Here is a 14,775-nt window from a genome sequence, read left to right as displayed (position 1 = left end):
GGGGATAAAGTCGGCGGCATGAATGCTCCCGCCGCACGCGAGTCGATCGACCTCATCCGCCGTTGGTCGGGGCAGGCGCAACGGGTGCTCGATGGGCGGGGGCGGATCGCCGCGACGGCGGGCCAGGCGGCGGCGGAGCTGTCGGGGCGGACGGTGCCGGTCAAGGTCGACGGTGACGTCGCGTGGCGGGTGCTGCCCGTCGATGCCGCGGCCCTGCTTCGTGCCGGGGAGATCGTGCGCCACCGCTGGCTGACGGGCATCGGCGCGGAGGAAGCGAAGCTCGTCGACGAGCTCGCGGGCCCGGCGGCGACGGCCGTGCGGGAGACGTGGGCGGCGGAGGGCTGGCGGCGGTTTTTCTCGCGCCCCGATGCCCGCGCGAATGCGGATCGGGCGGTGTCGTATCTCGGCGATGTCGTCGATCGCGCGCGCCGCCGCGACCTGCCGGCACTGCTGCAGCGCCTCGAGGTGGAGGCGACCAGCGCGGCCCCGCAGTTGGTGCCCACGGATCTGATGTACCCGGACGTCGGGGTGATGGGCTTGCTTGCCGACGGCCTGCCGCCCGGCTTCGGCGCTCCCGAATTGGTCTCCGGCGCGGACATCGCCGCCTTGCCGGGGGCGCTGTCGGCGTTGTCCGGCGCTCTGGAGACGGAGCGCACCACCCGCGTCGCGGCGATTGCGGCGGGGGAGAGGCTGCGGGGGAAGGCCACCGATGAGCTCCTAGCGGGGCTCGGCGTGGAGGCGCTGCGCGACGTCACGCGGGACCGGCTGCGCATCGCGCCGATCGAGGACGCGGGGCTGCGGACCGTTGGGGCGGTGCTCGCGGCGGGTGCGTCGCTGGCCGACGTGCCCGGCATCGGGGCGGATTCGGCCCGAAAGCTGCTCGGCGCCGCGCAGACGCTGCGGCAGCAGACGATGGACGACCAGCCGGTGCACCTCGACCCGGCGGCGCAGACGCCCGAGGCCACGGAGGTGCTGCGCCACCTGCGCCGGTGGGAGATCGCCCGCGGCCCGTTGCGCGGCCCCGATGGTTCGGCGGCGGCCGTGGCGCTGGCCTCGCTGGCGCCGGTGATGGGCCCCGGCGTCGGCGACGCCGTCGTTTTCCCGACGTCCGGCCGGGGGATCCCGGAGTTCCGCGCGGCCGTCGCCGGGGTGCTGGGGCTGGCGGAGGCTGTGCAGGGGGCCGTCGGAAAGCTCTTTGATTCTGCGGGCGCAACCGACGGTGGCGCGCCGGCCGGGGCGTCGGGCGAGGAGCTGTGGCGGGATTTCCGGGCGCGCCCCGCCGACTACCAGGCGCTGGCGGCGCAGTTGGGGCTGCTTCCCGACGAAGGCGACCGCGTGCACGGCGACCTGCCCGAGGAGATCATCGCGGCGATACGCGGGATCGACCTGGACACGCGGCATTTGAAGGCGTCGCTGCGCGGGTACCAGGATTTCGCGGCGCGGTTCGCGCTGGTGCAGCAGAAGGTGCTCATCGGCGACGAGATGGGCCTGGGCAAGACGATCGAGGCGCTGGCGGCGCTGACGCATCTGCACGCGCACGAGCGGACGCATTTCCTGGTGGTGTGCCCGGCGGCGGTGGTGTCGAACTGGGTGCGCGAGGTCGAGTCGAAGTCGCGGCTGGAGGCGCACCGCCTGCATGGCCAGGCGCGTGACCTGGCGCTCGACGAGTGGCTGACCCGGGGTGGCGTCGCCGTGACCACGTACGGGACGCTGGGCACGGTGCGCGATCGGGTGCTGGCGTGCCCGGGGCTGGCGTGCGTGATCGTCGATGAGGCGCATTACATCAAGAACCCGGGCGCCAAGCGGTCGCAGCTGCTGGCCGGGGTCATCGAGCAGGTCGATGGCGCGATCCTGCTCACGGGCACGGCGCTGGAGAACCGGATCGACGAGTTTCGGGCGCTGGTGCGCTACCTGCGCCCCGATCTGCTCGACGGCGATGCCGAGGTGGCGCCGGCGGAGTTCCGCGAGCTCGTGGCGCCGGTGTACTTGCGGCGCAATCAGGCCGACGTGCTCGATGAGCTGCCGGAGCTCGTGGAGGTCGACGATTGGGTCGAGGCCACCGACGCCGACGATGCGGCGTATCGCGCGGCCGTGGGCGAGGGCAATTTCATGGCCATGCGCCGGGCCGCGTATGCCGCGGGCGGGGCGTCGGCGAAGATGGAGCGCCTGGTCGACATCGCGGAGGAGGCCCGCGGCAATGGCCGCCGCGTGATCGTGTTCTCCCACTTCCGCGCGGTGCTTGACGCGGTGATGGCGGCGCTCGGTGACGTCGCGGTGGGCCCGCTGACCGGGGACGTGCCGGCGGCGCGGCGCCAGGAGCTCGTCGACGAGTTTTCGGCCGCCGAGGGTGGTGCGGTGCTCGTGTCGCAGATCGTCGCCGGCGGCGTGGGTCTGAACATCCAGGCGGCGTCGGTGGTGGTCATTTGCGAGCCGCAGCTCAAGCCGACGACCGAGTGGCAGGCGATCGCCCGTGCGCACCGCATGGGCCAGCTGGAGTCCGTGCAGGTGCACAGGCTGTTGCTCGAGGACTCCGTCGACGCCCGGATCCTGGAGATCCTCGCCAGGAAAAAGCAGCTTTTCGACGACCTCGTGCGCGTATCCACCACCGCCGAGGCCGCGCCGGAGGCGTACGACGTGTCCGAGGCGGAACTCGCCCGCGAGATCATCGCGGCGGAGCGCGAGCGCTTGGCCGGAAGTGGGTCTGGGGCGGAGACCGGAGGGGAGCTTGGGGTCGAGCCTGGAGTCGTGCACGATGGGAGCGGAGCCGGGGCCGGAGGCTTGCCCGAGGGGGCCGAGGACGCGCCCCGACCTGCGGATTAGTCCGTGATGCCGACAATGTTGTAATCTGTGGCAGTTGCCGTTGCACGGCAGCGGCGGACTGTGGCGCAGCTTGGTAGCGCACCTCACTGGGGGTGAGGGGGTCGCAGGTTCAAATCCTGTCAGTCCGACCAGTTTTTCGAGTGCGGTTCGTCACATCCGTAGCCCGGTGGAGAGTACTTCTCCACCGGGTTTTCTCGTTTTCGTTACAAATTGCTGGATAATGTAATGCACAATTGTATACGTGTGCAGATTTTACGCATTAGCCGTTGCTGCATTGCGTATGCAAAGACTAATCTCGATATCGAAAGTCGCAGTTCGGTGAATTGCCGATGATATCGAGACAGTGGGAGCCGGAAACATGAAGGCACGACTAAAGGGCATCGCCGCCGCCATTGCCGCGGCGGCATTGGTGATTGCGAGTCCGGCGCCCCCGCCGGCCCATGCCCAGGGTGGTACGACGACGCTTGGTAGCGCGGCGATCGCATTGATGTTCCTCGGCGAGTTGGATTTCATCGGTGGAGCCGGGTACGTCGACATAGTCGGACGCGAATGCGATCCGGATGAAGGCCTGGCCAAGTGGAGCGTCAGTTCCCGTGGTCTGCATTCGGATACATTGCCGTTCCAGCACATGACCATGAATAGGATCGTCATTCCCAAGATGGCGGGGGAGACTGGCATTCCCGTCGGCAAGCCCGTGATCGACAATGTGCAGTGGCGCGCGAACACGTGGAACATGGAGGATGGCGCGGCGTCCGTGCATCCCGAAATCAGGCTCCAGGCAGCAGCGCAGGACTACTTCAATGCGCTGACCCCCGAGGAGCAGGAGCAGTTCCTCGCCGACTTCGCCACCGCCTATGCCGAGGCTCGTCCCGACAGCATGTCGTTTCCGCATGGCGAAGCCGCGGGCATCGTCGCCGATCAAGGTGTTCCGGCAATGGACGGATTCGGCGGAAAGAGCTGGGATCAGCGGGGCGTGCTGTTGTACGGAAAGACGTTGACCGGCGAGTTCGATTCCATCGAACCCACCGATCCTAATGTCGAGGTGCTGCGCGACGCCGATGGTCGGGTTGCCAGGTTCCTCAATGCCATGGAGATGCCCGACGGCAGCGTCGAGGTCTTCTACCAGCCGGTCCCGCAGTCGTTGCTCGACTCCGGGCAGCACAATTGGGACGGACCGGACGTGAATCCGATGATGAATGCCGGGCAGACCACCAATCTGGATCGAGTGATCTACAAGACCGTCATTCCGGCCGACGAATTCGATTCCCTGCAGGTATTGCCGGCCGGCTCTCCCGTTGATGCGGATCTGGCCGCCGATCACTTGGCCATGTACCAGGTGATGGCGCAAATGATTGGGCAGTCTTTCGACGGGCCGCTGACCACGGACATCAATGCCTCGGTTTACGGCGGTCTCGTCCTGCCGTTCGCGCAGACCCCACTGGAGGCCGTGGAAACCGATGACATTCTGTCCGGTACCGGGCAGGACGGGGCCTTCCGGTACAAGGTGACGGAATCGGAACCCGATGCAGAGGGAAATAGCAATTACTGGGTCGTCGACTACGCGGCACCTCCGGAGCAGGTGAGCTTCGACATCACCGTGCCCAAGGGCGAAGACGGGGAGATCGATGACGCCGAGGCGGTCGAAGGGTCGGGGAATTTCCTGCCCGCGCAGGTATACGTTTCCGAGTCGTGCACGCGATTCGATGGCGAACTGGATTGGACGTGCATTTCCCTCCTGGATTACGGCTGGGGGCGAGGTGCTCCGTTCGAGGGAGATCCGGATGTCCTCACCGATGGTGTGGTCCGGGGTTCGCTCGAGGTGCCGGAACTCCCGCAATCGCTCATCGATGCCGGCGCGGACCCGTACCGGGAATACCAGCGAGGGGTGTTCGGCAATCCGCAGTGCGCGGTGACGCGCGATACGGAGAACCCCGAGGATTACGGTTCGCTGGCGTCGACGGTGCTTCCGTCCGATTACAACGAACGGTTCCCGGGCCAGCAGGTGAATCTCGTGTCGCCCACGGATCCGCTGCGGGAAGACCCCTTCACTCGGGAGATCGAAATGGAGGGCGTCAACGATGGTCCGCCGTTCATCTCCGGTGACGCGTGTGACCAGGCGGCGGTGCCGTTGGTGTGCCGCGCCGATGAGACTCCGGGCGAGTCCTCGGAGACGAGCGAGCCGTCCGAGACCAGCGAGCCGTCGGAAAGCACCGATCCTTCTGAAACCAGTGAGCCCTCCGAAACAAGCGAGCCGTCGGGAACCAGCGAGCCCTCCGCGACCAGCGAGCCGTCGAAGACCAGTGAGCCGTCGGGTACCAGCGAGCCCTCGTCGGAGCCGTCGGGGTCCAGTGAGCCGTCGACATCGGAGCCGGAGGTTCCTGGTGGTGTGGTGACCACGACGACGGGGCCGGACGGCAAGACGACGGTCAAAACCACCACGACGGGCGCCGATGGCAAGCCGACCGTGAAGACGACCGTGAAGTCGACGGCGCCGGGTGGCGCCGGCCAGGCCAAACCGCCGTCGGGCGGATCGAGGCTGCCGGTGACGGGCGTCGAAATCGCCGGCCTGGTGGCTTTGGCTGGAGCTGCGATTGCCGCGGGCATGGCGTTGATCACCTGGCGTCGCCGCAATAACGGTAGGTAGTGGTTCGGCTCGATGCATTCGGTGAGTTGTTGACTGGGTGGTGACCGAACCGCTCCTCGACTCGGGGTCCGCAGAATTGTTCTGCGGACCCCGTTTTCATGTGCGGGGATAGTTCGCAATTCCGGAGATTCAATATCCCCGTTCACAAGCCCCCAATTGCTGGGGCGGAGTCCAGGGGTAGGGCGTCATGGCACATTCGGGGTAGCTTCGTTGTTTTGCGGGCGACATGAAATAAAGTTGGGGGCAAATGCCCGGACATGTTTCGGGCGAATTGATCGGCTTCCTGGAAGGGGAGTGGGACGTTGAAAACCATGAAACGATCTATTGCCGTTGTGGCGATCACGGCGATGGCAATGTTCGCGGCGCCCGTACAGGAAGCGGAGGCCCAGGACAGCCCTGCGGTGACGGAGGGCGTGTGGGCGATTCTCGCGACGATTCTGGGGTCATTGCTCGAAGTCCCCGTCGGTGGGCCGGGATACGTGGACATCGTCGGCCGCGAATGTGAACCGGGTGAGGGGCTGGCCAAGTGGAGCGTGAGCACCCGTGGTTTGGAGTCGGCCAGTGCACCCATGGAAATGATGACCACCCACCGGATCGTCATCCCGAAGGTTGCCGGTGAGACGGGCATTCCCGTCGGAAAGCCGGAGATCAGCAATGTTCAGCTCCGTGACACCGACTATCGGAACCGGGAATCCAGGTATGCCGAGAACAGGGTCGCCAACGCCTACTCGAATTATCTCGATGGGCTTTCCGACGACGACCGGCAAGCCGCGCAAGAGGAGTTTATTGCCAGGTATGCCGAGGCTCGTCCCGACAGTCTGCTCCTGCCGGGAATTCGGGGCGACTATGGGATCACGGTTCCGGAAATGGAAGGCTTCGGCGGTCAGCGATGGGAAGTCTATGGTGACGTCCTTCTCGGTCATGACCCTGAGCTCCCCGATCGGGACTACGGGACCGGCGAGGCGCTGCGCGATGCCGACGGCCGACTCGTGCGCTACCTCAATGCCACCAAGGACGAATCCGGAGTGGTGACGCTCTACTACCAGCCGGTGCCGGCGTCGGTGGAAAACACCGCGCAGCCGCGGGAGATGACGTACCTGGAGCCCGGGGTGACCACGAACCTCGACCGTGCGGTGTACGTCACGACCATCAATCCCGAACAGTTCGCGGGAGAACCGGTGCTGCCCGCGGGCCAGGAGGCCCAGGTCGATCTGGAGGGCGATGTCGTCGAGATGTACCGCCTGATGTCCGAGATCACTGGGGAGCCGTACGACGGCAGCATCGGGGTGGACCTGCAGGGAGCGCTCTATGGCGGAATGGTCCTGCCCACCGATCAGAGGTCGATCCCGGCACGGGAAGTGTCGACTGCGGGTACGACCCCCGGAGTGTGGGAGGTGCCGGAGATCGATGAGGATTCGTTGGTCTACGAGGTGTCGGAATCGCCCGCCGGCGACAACGGCGAAAGCAACTATTGGGTGGTCGACTACTACGCCCCGGCCGAGCAGGTGACGTTCGACATCACGGTGCCCAAGGGCGAGGAGGGTGATCTCGAGGGGCAGGAAGCGCCCGATGGAGCGGGCAATTTCCTCCCCGCCCAGGTGTATGCGGCCCAGTCCTGCACGCGGTGGGAAAATGACTTGAACTGGCAGTGCCAGAGTTTGCTCGATTACGAGTGGGGCGCCGGCGGCACGACGGAAAACACGACGCCGTTGGTCACCGATGGAGTCGTGCGGGGCACTCTTCAGGTGCCGGAATTGCCGCAGTCGATGCTCGATGGCGGTGTCGACTTGTCGCGCGAATATAGGCGGGGCGTGTTCGGCAATGACCGATGCATGGTGACCCGCGATACGCAGAACCCCGACGATTACGACTCGTTGACGTCGACGATTCTGCCGTCGGACTACAACGACCGGTTCCCGGGTCAGCAACAAAACGCGGTGGGCCCGCAAAACAGGATCATCGGGTCCCCGTTCCTGAATGACATTCCCATGCGCGGTTCCCTCGATGGACTCCCGTGGTCGTCCGGGGATGCGTGCGACCAAGCGGCCGTGCCGTTGGTGTGTACCGCCGATGAGACGCCGGGTGAATCGTCGGAGACGAGCGAGCCGTCGGAAACCAGCGAGCCGTCGCAAAGCACAGATCCTTCTGAAACCAGCGAGCCGTCGGGAACGAGCGAGCCTTCCGCGACCCGTGAGCCGTCGGGTACCAGCGAGCCCTCGTCGGAGCCGTCGGGGTCCAGTGAGCCGTCGACGTCGGAGCCGGAGACCCCGGGTGGTGTGGTGACCACGACGACGGGGCCGGACGGCAAGACGACGGTGCAGACTACGACGACGGGTCCGGATGGCAAGACGACGGTGAAGACCACCACGACGGGCGCTGATGGCAAGCCGACCGTGAAGACGACCGTGAAGTCGACGGCGCCGGGTGGTGCCGGCCAGTCCAAGCCACCGTCGGGTGGGTCGAGGCTGCCGGTGACCGGCGTGGAAATCGCAGGCCTGGTCGCACTTGCCGGAGCTGCGATTGCCGCGGGCATGGCGTTGATCACCTGGCGTCGCCGCAGGAACGGGAGGTAGGTGTTCGGGGTGCCCCGGCGCGTGACGGATCGGGCGTTTCGGTAAAGCTTGCAGAAATCGCTATCCTTAGCGCTATTCTTCACAACCATCCACTCGCCGCCTGCCGCGGCACCCCGCCGCACCGGCGATCCCAGGAGGTACAGATGACCCAGATTTCCACCCGCCACGAGAAGGTCGCGCGCGACTTCTCCGCCGTCGCCGACCGCGTCACCAAGTGGGACGCGCCCACCCCGGTTCCCGAGTGGGTCGCCGGCGACATCGTGGAGCACCTGCTCACGTGGTTCCCGTCGCTCCTGCAGTCGTGGGGCGGCCCCGAGCTGAAGGACATCCCTTCGCGCGGCCTGGCCGAGCGCTGGCGCCTGCGCACCGTCGAGGTGCAGGCCATCCTCGACGACCGCGAGCTCGCGGAGCGGACCATCGAGTCCGGCGGCTTCGCCGGCATGCGCCTCGACGAGGCCATCGACCGCATGTACACGGCCGACATCTTCATGCACACGTGGGACCTGGCGAAGGCCGCGGACATCGAGATCCACCCCTCCGCCTCCTACGCCGCGCAGGTCCACGAGGGCATGGCCGCGATGGAGGAGAACCTCCGCGCCTCCGGCCACTTCGGCCCGGCGGTGGAGACCGATTCCGACGACGCCGTGGAAAAGCTCATGGCCTTCGTCGGCCGCGACCCGCAGTGGTCGGCCCCCAACCTGGCGTCGGCCACCAGCTAGTTTCCGGCCGCGTCACCCCGCCGGCCGCGTCACCCAACCGGCGGCGTCACCTCTCCGGCGGTGCGCCCGCCAACAGGAGGGCCAGCTCGTCGTCGTCGCCGCGAAAAGCGTTGACGTCGACGTCAAAGCCCGCCACCCGCCCCCGATCAGTGAATTGCCACAGGTCGGGGGTTTTCCCGCGGAATGGCCGCCATGCACGGTGGTCATCACCCGGGTATCCCGCATCCCCGCCGCCGGGCCACTGCGCGAGCCACAGGCCCCCGGGCACCTGGCCCGGCCCATCGCCGAACGACGGGGCCTTCCGCAGCCGCCAGTAGGACCGCGTCGTGTACATCCCGGCGCACCGCACGCCCTCGTCCGCCAACGCCCGCGCCGCCGCGGCGACGTCCTCGGCTCCCAGGCGATGGGGCACGGTCTCGACGTCGAGCCAGACGGCCGGGACGTCGTCAAGCGAGAGGCCCCGAACCCCATCCAGCTGCTTTGCGACGACGTGCGCCTGCTCCCCGAACGTCGTGCCCTCCAGGGGATGGCGCACGTACCAATACGCGCCGACGGCCAGCCCGGACGCGCGGGTGTCGGCGACGTGCGAAGCGAAAACCGGATCGGCGTACGTGCCGTCGCAGGCGCGCACGATGGCGAAGCGGTGGCCTGCTGCGGCCGCCGCGGACAACGGCAGGCCGTCCTGCCACTCGCTGACGTCGACGCCCGTTACGGGGCCGGAGTTTGTGGCGGAGCCGATGGCGCACCTACGCCGCGGAATCCGTGTCGGGCGCGACCTGGTGGATCTGCAGGAGATTGCCGAAGCCGTCGTCGAACACGGCGCGGACCATGCCGTCGGGAAGCTCCTGCGGCTCGACCGTGAACGCGACGCCCGCCGCGGCGAGGCGCTCGTGCTCGGCCCGGACGTCGGCGACCTCGAAAGTGTTCATGGGGATGCCGTCGTCGTAGAGGGCCTTCTTATACGGGCCGACCGCGGGATGGCCGTCGGGCTCCAGGACGATCTCCGGGCCGTCCGGATCCTCGGGGGAGACGACCGTCAGCCACGACGCGCCGCCCATGGGGATGTCGTGCTTGAGGCGGAAGCCCAGGACATCGACGTAAAACTGGCGGGCGGCGTCCTGGTCGGGGACGAAAATGCTGGTGAAGACGATGCGCATGGTTACTTCACCACGATCCCGTCGGAGTCCGCGTAGACCATGTCGCCGGGCACGAAGTCGACGCCGCCGAAGCTGACCACGACGTCGCGCTCGCCCGAGCCGGTCTTGGTCGACTTGCGGGGGTTGGTGCCCAGCGCCTTGCAGCCGAACTCCATCTCGCCGATGAGCTTCGAATCGCGCACCGCGCCGTGGACGATGACGCCCGACCAGCCGTGGTCGCGGCCCAGCGCCGCGATGACGTCGCCGACCAGCGCCGTGTGCAGGGAGCCGGAGCCGTCGATGACCAGCACGCCGCCGTCGGACTCCTCCGACAGCACCGCCTTGAGCAGCGCGTTGTCCTGGAAGCAGCGCACCGTGGAAATGCGGCCGCAGAACTCGCGGGCCCCGCCGAAGTCGCGGAACTGGGTGTCGCAGCTTCGCACGTGCGAGCCGATCTCGTCGACCAGGTCGGCGGTGGGGATGAACTGGGCGTCGCCCATGGTGGCCTCCGGTTTCTCGTCAATGGTCATGAGGGTGTCTCGCCCCAACATTGCCAGACCGCGCGGATCATGGGGTGCGTTAGGCTGGATCGTCGTAAGGACCCGCACCGGCCACGGCCGCGTGCGGGCGCAAACGGCCGGACGGAGGCGCACGTGGCGGGTATGGGTTGGTTCTGGAAGGCCCTCGGCGGGAAGCAGAGCCGCGACCAGAAGCGCAGCGTGTCGCTGGTGGCGCGGTCGGCGGAGTTGGCGCCGGAGCTGAAGGACCTGTCCGACGCCGACCTCGTCGCCCGCGCCCGCGACAACCGCGATGACGCGACCGAGCTGCTGGCGTGCCTGCGCGAGGTCGCCGAGCGCGCCATCGGCCTGCGGCCCTTCGACGTCCAGCTCCAGGGTGCGCTGCGGCTGCTGGAGGGCGACGTGGTGCAGATGGCCACCGGCGAGGGCAAGACCCTGTCGGGTGCGCTGGCCGGCGCCGGTTTCGCACTGCGCGGCGAGCGCGTGCACTCGGTGACCGTCAACTCCTATCTCGCGCGGCGCGACGCGGAGTGGATGGGGCCGATCTTCGACTTCCTGGGGCTGACGTCGGCGTCGGTCCACGAGTCCGACGACGCCGCCGCGCGCCGCGACGCCTATGCCGCCGACGTCGTTTTCGTCGCGGTCAACGAGCTGGGCTTCGACGTCCTGCGCGACCGCTGCGCCATCGACGTCGCCGACCGCGTCCAGCAGCCGGCGCGGGTGGCCATCATCGACGAGGCCGATTCCGTGCTCGTAGACGAGGCCCTCGTGCCCCTGGTCCTGGCCGGTTCCGCGGAGGGCGAGGCCCCGGCCGGCGCCATCACCGACATCGTCCGCCGCCTGGTCAAGGGCGACGACTTCACGGTCGACGCGGGCCGCCGCAACGTGTTCCTCACCGACACCGGCGCGTCGCGGGTGGAGCGGCTGCTGGGCATCGATTCGCTTTACGACGAAGCCAATGTCTCCACGACCCTCGTCCAGGTCAACGTCGCCCTGCACGCCCGTGAGCTGCTGCGCCGCGACGTGGATTACATCGTGCGCGACGGGAAAGTAGCGCTGGTCGATTCGTCCCGCGGGCGCATCGCTGATCTGCAGCGCTGGCCCGATGGGTTGCAGGCGGCGGTGGAGGCCAAGGAGGGCCTCGACGTCTCCGGCGGCGGGCGGGTGCTCGATTCGCTGACCATCCAGCAGCTGGTGGGCCGGTACGAGATCACGTGCGGCATGACCGGCACGGCCGTGGCCGCGGGCGATCAGTTCCGCGAGTTCTACGGTATGCGCGTGTCCGTCGTCGAGCCCAATGAGCCCTGCGTGCGCGACGACGAGCCCGACCGGATCTACGCCACCCACGAGGACGCCTTCGCCGCCGTCGTCGACGAGGTCGTCGAGGTCAACGCCCGGCGTCGCCCGGTGCTGGTGGGCACCGGCGACGTCGCCGAATCGGAGCGGCTGGCCGAGGCGCTGGCCGAGCGGGGGATCGAGGCCGCGGTGCTCAACGCCAAGAACGACGAGGCGGAGGCCGCCGTCATCGCCGAGGCCGGCGCCCCCGGCCGCGTGACCGTGTCCACGCAGATGGCCGGCCGCGGCACCGACATTCGACTGGGCGGCAAGGACGAGGGTGACCGGGACGAGGTTGTCGAACTCGGCGGCCTGTGCGTCATCGGCGTCGCCCGCCACCGCACGGGGCGCCTCGACGGCCAGCTGCGCGGCCGTGCGGGGCGCCAGGGCGATCCGGGTTCCAGCGTGTTCTTCGTGGCGCTCGACGACGTCATGGTCGTCGAGGGCGGGGCGGGGGAGGAACTCACCGTCACTCCCGAGGCCGACGGCAGGATCCGCGATACGCGCGCCACCGCCCACGTCGACCGCGCCCAGCGCGTCACCGAGGCGACGATGCTGTCGATCCACGCGACGACGTGGAAGTACAACAAGCTCATCGGCGATCAGCGCGCGATTCTCGACGACCGCCGCGAGCGCCTGCTGACCACGGATCTGGCCTGGCGCGAGCTGGCCGAGCGCGAGCCGGAGCGCGCCGAGGAAGTCCTCGCCGGCGTGCCGGAGGACGTCGCCGCCGGCGCCGCCCGCGAGATTGCCCTGCACCACCTGGACATGGGCTGGTCGGAGCATCTGGGCGACCTCGACGACCTGCGCGAGTCGGTGCATCTGAGGGCGCTGGCCAAGGAAAGCCCCATCGACGAGTTCCACCGGGCGGCCATTTCCGCGTTCAAGGATCTGGCGGCGGAGGCCGTCGACAAGGCGGCGGCGAGCTTCCGCGAGGTGGCCATCACCGCTGACGGCGTGGACCTCGACGCCGAGGGCATGGGCCGCCCGAGCTCCACCTGGACGTACATGGTCAACGACAATCCGTTGTCCGGCGGCGATTCGGTGGTGGGTTCGGTGGCCGCGATGTTCCGCTGAGCAGCGGCGGTCGCGGTAGGCCGGGGAGTTGCCCACACCGGTGGGCGGCAACGGCTATGATTTAGAGCGTTACAGGAAATCGCACGATTATCCGGAGGATGTGCAATGACGAACAACACCGGCAAGCCTGAGGCGTCGGTCGAGACCACTTCGGTCTTCCGCGCCGACCTGCTCAAGGAGATGGAGTCCGGCGCCGGCCAGGATCCCGCGGTGCCCGGAGTCGAGGGGCTGCCCGCCGGTTCGGCGCTGCTCGTGGTGAAGCGGGGCCCGAACGCGGGTTCGCGCTTCCTGCTCGATCAGCCGGTGACCACGTCGGGCCGCCACCCCGACAGCGACATTTTCCTCGATGACGTCACGGTCTCGCGCCGTCACGCGGAGTTCCGCATGGAGGGCGACAAGTTCGAGGTCGTCGACGTGGGATCGCTCAACGGCACCTACGTCAACCGCGAGCCGAAGAACTCGGCCGACCTGTCCAATGGTGATGAGGTCCAGATCGGCAAGTTCCGCCTGGTCTTCCTCACCGCCCCGAAGTAAAAACCAGGAAGTACCAGCGTCGTGGCAGCCGTCCCAGCTTCCGCCCCCGACTCCGGAGCATCTTCCCCGCGGGCCCGTTCCGCGGGGAAGATGTCCATCGGCGCCGTGCTCGCGGAGCTCCAGCAGGAGTTCCCCGACGTCACGGTGTCGAAGATCCGTTTCCTCGAGTCCGAGGGCCTCATTTCGCCGTCCCGGAGCCAGTCCGGGTACCGGCGATTCGCCCGTGCCGACGTCGATCGTCTCCGCTACATCCTGACCGTCCAGCGCGACAATTATCTGCCGCTGAAGGTCATCAAGGAGCAGCTGGACAACATCGACGCCGGCAACGTCGCCGCGGTCGGCGAGGGGCTGGCGTCGGTGACCCCGTTGGTGACGCCGGACCAGTTCCGCGAATCCGGCGTGGTCCGGTTGTCGCGGGCGGAGCTGGCGGAGCGCGCCGGCATCGACGAGGAGTTCCTGGGCAGCCTGGTGCGCGCCCGGCTGCTGTCGCCGGATGCGATGGATTGCTTCGACGGCGATGATCTCGCGCTGGCCACCACGGCCGGCAAGCTGCGGGAGTTCGGGCTGGACGCGCGCCACATGAAGACGGTGCGCACGGCCGCGTCGCGCGAGGCCGACTTGATCGGCCAGGCCGCCGCCCCGATGGCGCGGTCGAAGGGGGACAGCGCCCGCCAGAAGGCGGAGGAGATGGCGCGCGAGATGACGGCGCTGCTGGTGACCTTCCACGGCACCCTGCTCAAGCGCCAGGTCAACGACGATCTCGGCCGCTGAGGGGCTTTACCTGCATGGATGATTTCGTAGAGGTCGAGTCGCGGGGCATTTTGGTCCACGAGCCGGAGGATCACCCGGTGCTGCTGCTGGCTTGGCCGGGCAGCGGCCGGGTGATTCCGGTGTGGATCGGTCCGGCGGAGGCCGCGTACCTCGCCGCGCGCGAGGCCGGCATGACGCAGAACCGCCCGTGCGCGCAGGACGTCATCGTGGAGATGGCGGAGTCGACGGGCAATTCGATCGAGCGCGCCGAGGTGACCGGATTCCACGAGGGCGTGTTCATCGCCGCGCTCGTGCTGTCCGACGGTGGCCGCGTGGATTGCCGGGTATCGGACGCGATCGCCGTGTGCGAGATCGCGGAGGCCCCGCTTCTGTTCGCGCGGGAGATCCTCGACTCCACGTCGGTGCCCGCGGGTGCGCTTTTCGACGACCCCGCCGACGGCGGCGACGAGGAAGAGGAGTCGGTGGAGGAGTTCGCCCGGTTCCTCGACGAGATCGATGCCGCCGACTTCATGGGGGAGTCGGGCGAAGCCGACGAGCGGGGCGGTCGGGGAGACGGCGAGCCGTCGTAAAGCAGCCTGAAACGGGCCGAGCGAGATGCTCGGCCCGTTACTCATGTGACTGGATGTGACTCGAGTGGCGGGTGTGGCA

At 68.1% G+C, this 14,775-nt stretch carries 11 protein-coding genes and 1 tRNA gene; 9 read left to right on the top strand and 3 right to left on the bottom strand.

Going from position 1 to position 14,775, the window contains the following annotated elements; genetic code table 11:
• Positions 1–18: 18 nt before the first annotated feature.
• From ACFWGD_RS09105 to ACFWGD_RS09085, 5 genes are all read left to right on the top strand, one after another.
• Positions 19–2,820 carry a DEAD/DEAH box helicase gene (locus ACFWGD_RS09105; protein WP_377778337.1) on the top strand — a complete coding sequence of 934 codons (2,802 nt, stop codon included), beginning with the start codon at positions 19–21 and terminating at the stop codon, positions 2,818–2,820.
• A gap of 54 nt (positions 2,821–2,874) precedes the next feature.
• Positions 2,875–2,951 (top strand) — tRNA-Pro (locus tag ACFWGD_RS09100).
• A 227-nt stretch (positions 2,952–3,178) separates the two neighbouring features.
• Positions 3,179–5,464 (top strand): LPXTG cell wall anchor domain-containing protein, encoded by a 2,286-nt coding sequence (locus tag ACFWGD_RS09095; protein WP_377778336.1) that lies wholly within the window; start codon positions 3,179–3,181, stop codon positions 5,462–5,464.
• Positions 5,465–5,775: 311 nt separating this feature from the next.
• Positions 5,776–8,037, top strand: a complete 2,262-nt coding sequence (locus ACFWGD_RS09090; RefSeq protein ID WP_377778334.1) for an LPXTG cell wall anchor domain-containing protein — start codon at positions 5,776–5,778, stop codon at positions 8,035–8,037.
• Between the two features lie 143 nt (positions 8,038–8,180).
• Positions 8,181–8,756: a TIGR03086 family protein gene (locus ACFWGD_RS09085; RefSeq protein WP_377778333.1), complete on the top strand. Its 576-nt coding sequence runs from the start codon at positions 8,181–8,183 to the stop codon at positions 8,754–8,756.
• Between the two features lie 46 nt (positions 8,757–8,802).
• Here ACFWGD_RS09085 and ACFWGD_RS09080 read toward each other — a convergent pair whose 3' ends face one another.
• From ACFWGD_RS09080 to rraA, 3 genes are read right to left on the bottom strand one after another with little or no spacing between them, the layout of a single operon-like run.
• Positions 8,803–9,495, bottom strand: a complete 693-nt coding sequence (locus tag ACFWGD_RS09080; protein WP_377778367.1) for a glycoside hydrolase family 25 protein — start codon at positions 9,493–9,495, stop codon at positions 8,803–8,805.
• 7 nt (positions 9,496–9,502) lie between these two features.
• Positions 9,503–9,913: a VOC family protein gene (locus ACFWGD_RS09075; RefSeq protein WP_377778332.1), complete on the bottom strand. Its 411-nt coding sequence runs from the start codon at positions 9,911–9,913 to the stop codon at positions 9,503–9,505.
• Between the two features lie 2 nt (positions 9,914–9,915).
• A complete protein-coding gene (gene rraA, locus ACFWGD_RS09070) occupies positions 9,916–10,422 on the bottom strand; it encodes a ribonuclease E activity regulator RraA (protein WP_377778331.1) in 507 nt (168 codons plus the stop codon).
• Between the two features lie 123 nt (positions 10,423–10,545).
• On the opposite strand from rraA, the gene secA2 reads away from it, so the two are divergent.
• The 4 genes from secA2 to ACFWGD_RS09050 all read left to right on the top strand — a co-directional run bounded on the left by secA2 (position 10,546) and on the right by ACFWGD_RS09050 (position 14,696).
• Positions 10,546–12,822 (top strand): accessory Sec system translocase SecA2, encoded by a 2,277-nt coding sequence (gene secA2 / locus ACFWGD_RS09065; RefSeq protein ID WP_377778330.1) that lies wholly within the window; start codon positions 10,546–10,548, stop codon positions 12,820–12,822.
• Between the two features lie 105 nt (positions 12,823–12,927).
• A complete protein-coding gene (odhI, locus tag ACFWGD_RS09060; RefSeq protein WP_377778329.1) occupies positions 12,928–13,356 on the top strand; it encodes an oxoglutarate dehydrogenase inhibitor Odhl in 429 nt (142 codons plus the stop codon).
• Between the two features lie 21 nt (positions 13,357–13,377).
• Complete coding sequence (locus tag ACFWGD_RS09055; protein WP_377778328.1) at positions 13,378–14,127, top strand: MerR family transcriptional regulator; 750 nt, start codon at positions 13,378–13,380, stop codon at positions 14,125–14,127.
• A 14-nt stretch (positions 14,128–14,141) separates the two neighbouring features.
• On the top strand, positions 14,142–14,696 hold the full coding sequence (locus ACFWGD_RS09050; protein ID WP_377778327.1) for a bifunctional nuclease family protein: 555 nt from the start codon (positions 14,142–14,144) through the stop codon (positions 14,694–14,696).
• Positions 14,697–14,775: the final 79 nt, after the last annotated feature.

Source organism: Corynebacterium sp. NPDC060344, from assembly GCF_042725215.1.
Classification (GTDB): domain Bacteria; phylum Actinomycetota; class Actinomycetes; order Mycobacteriales; family Mycobacteriaceae; genus Corynebacterium.
Note: the sequence above shows the minus strand (reverse complement) of the source record. Positions and strands in the feature narration are given on the sequence as shown.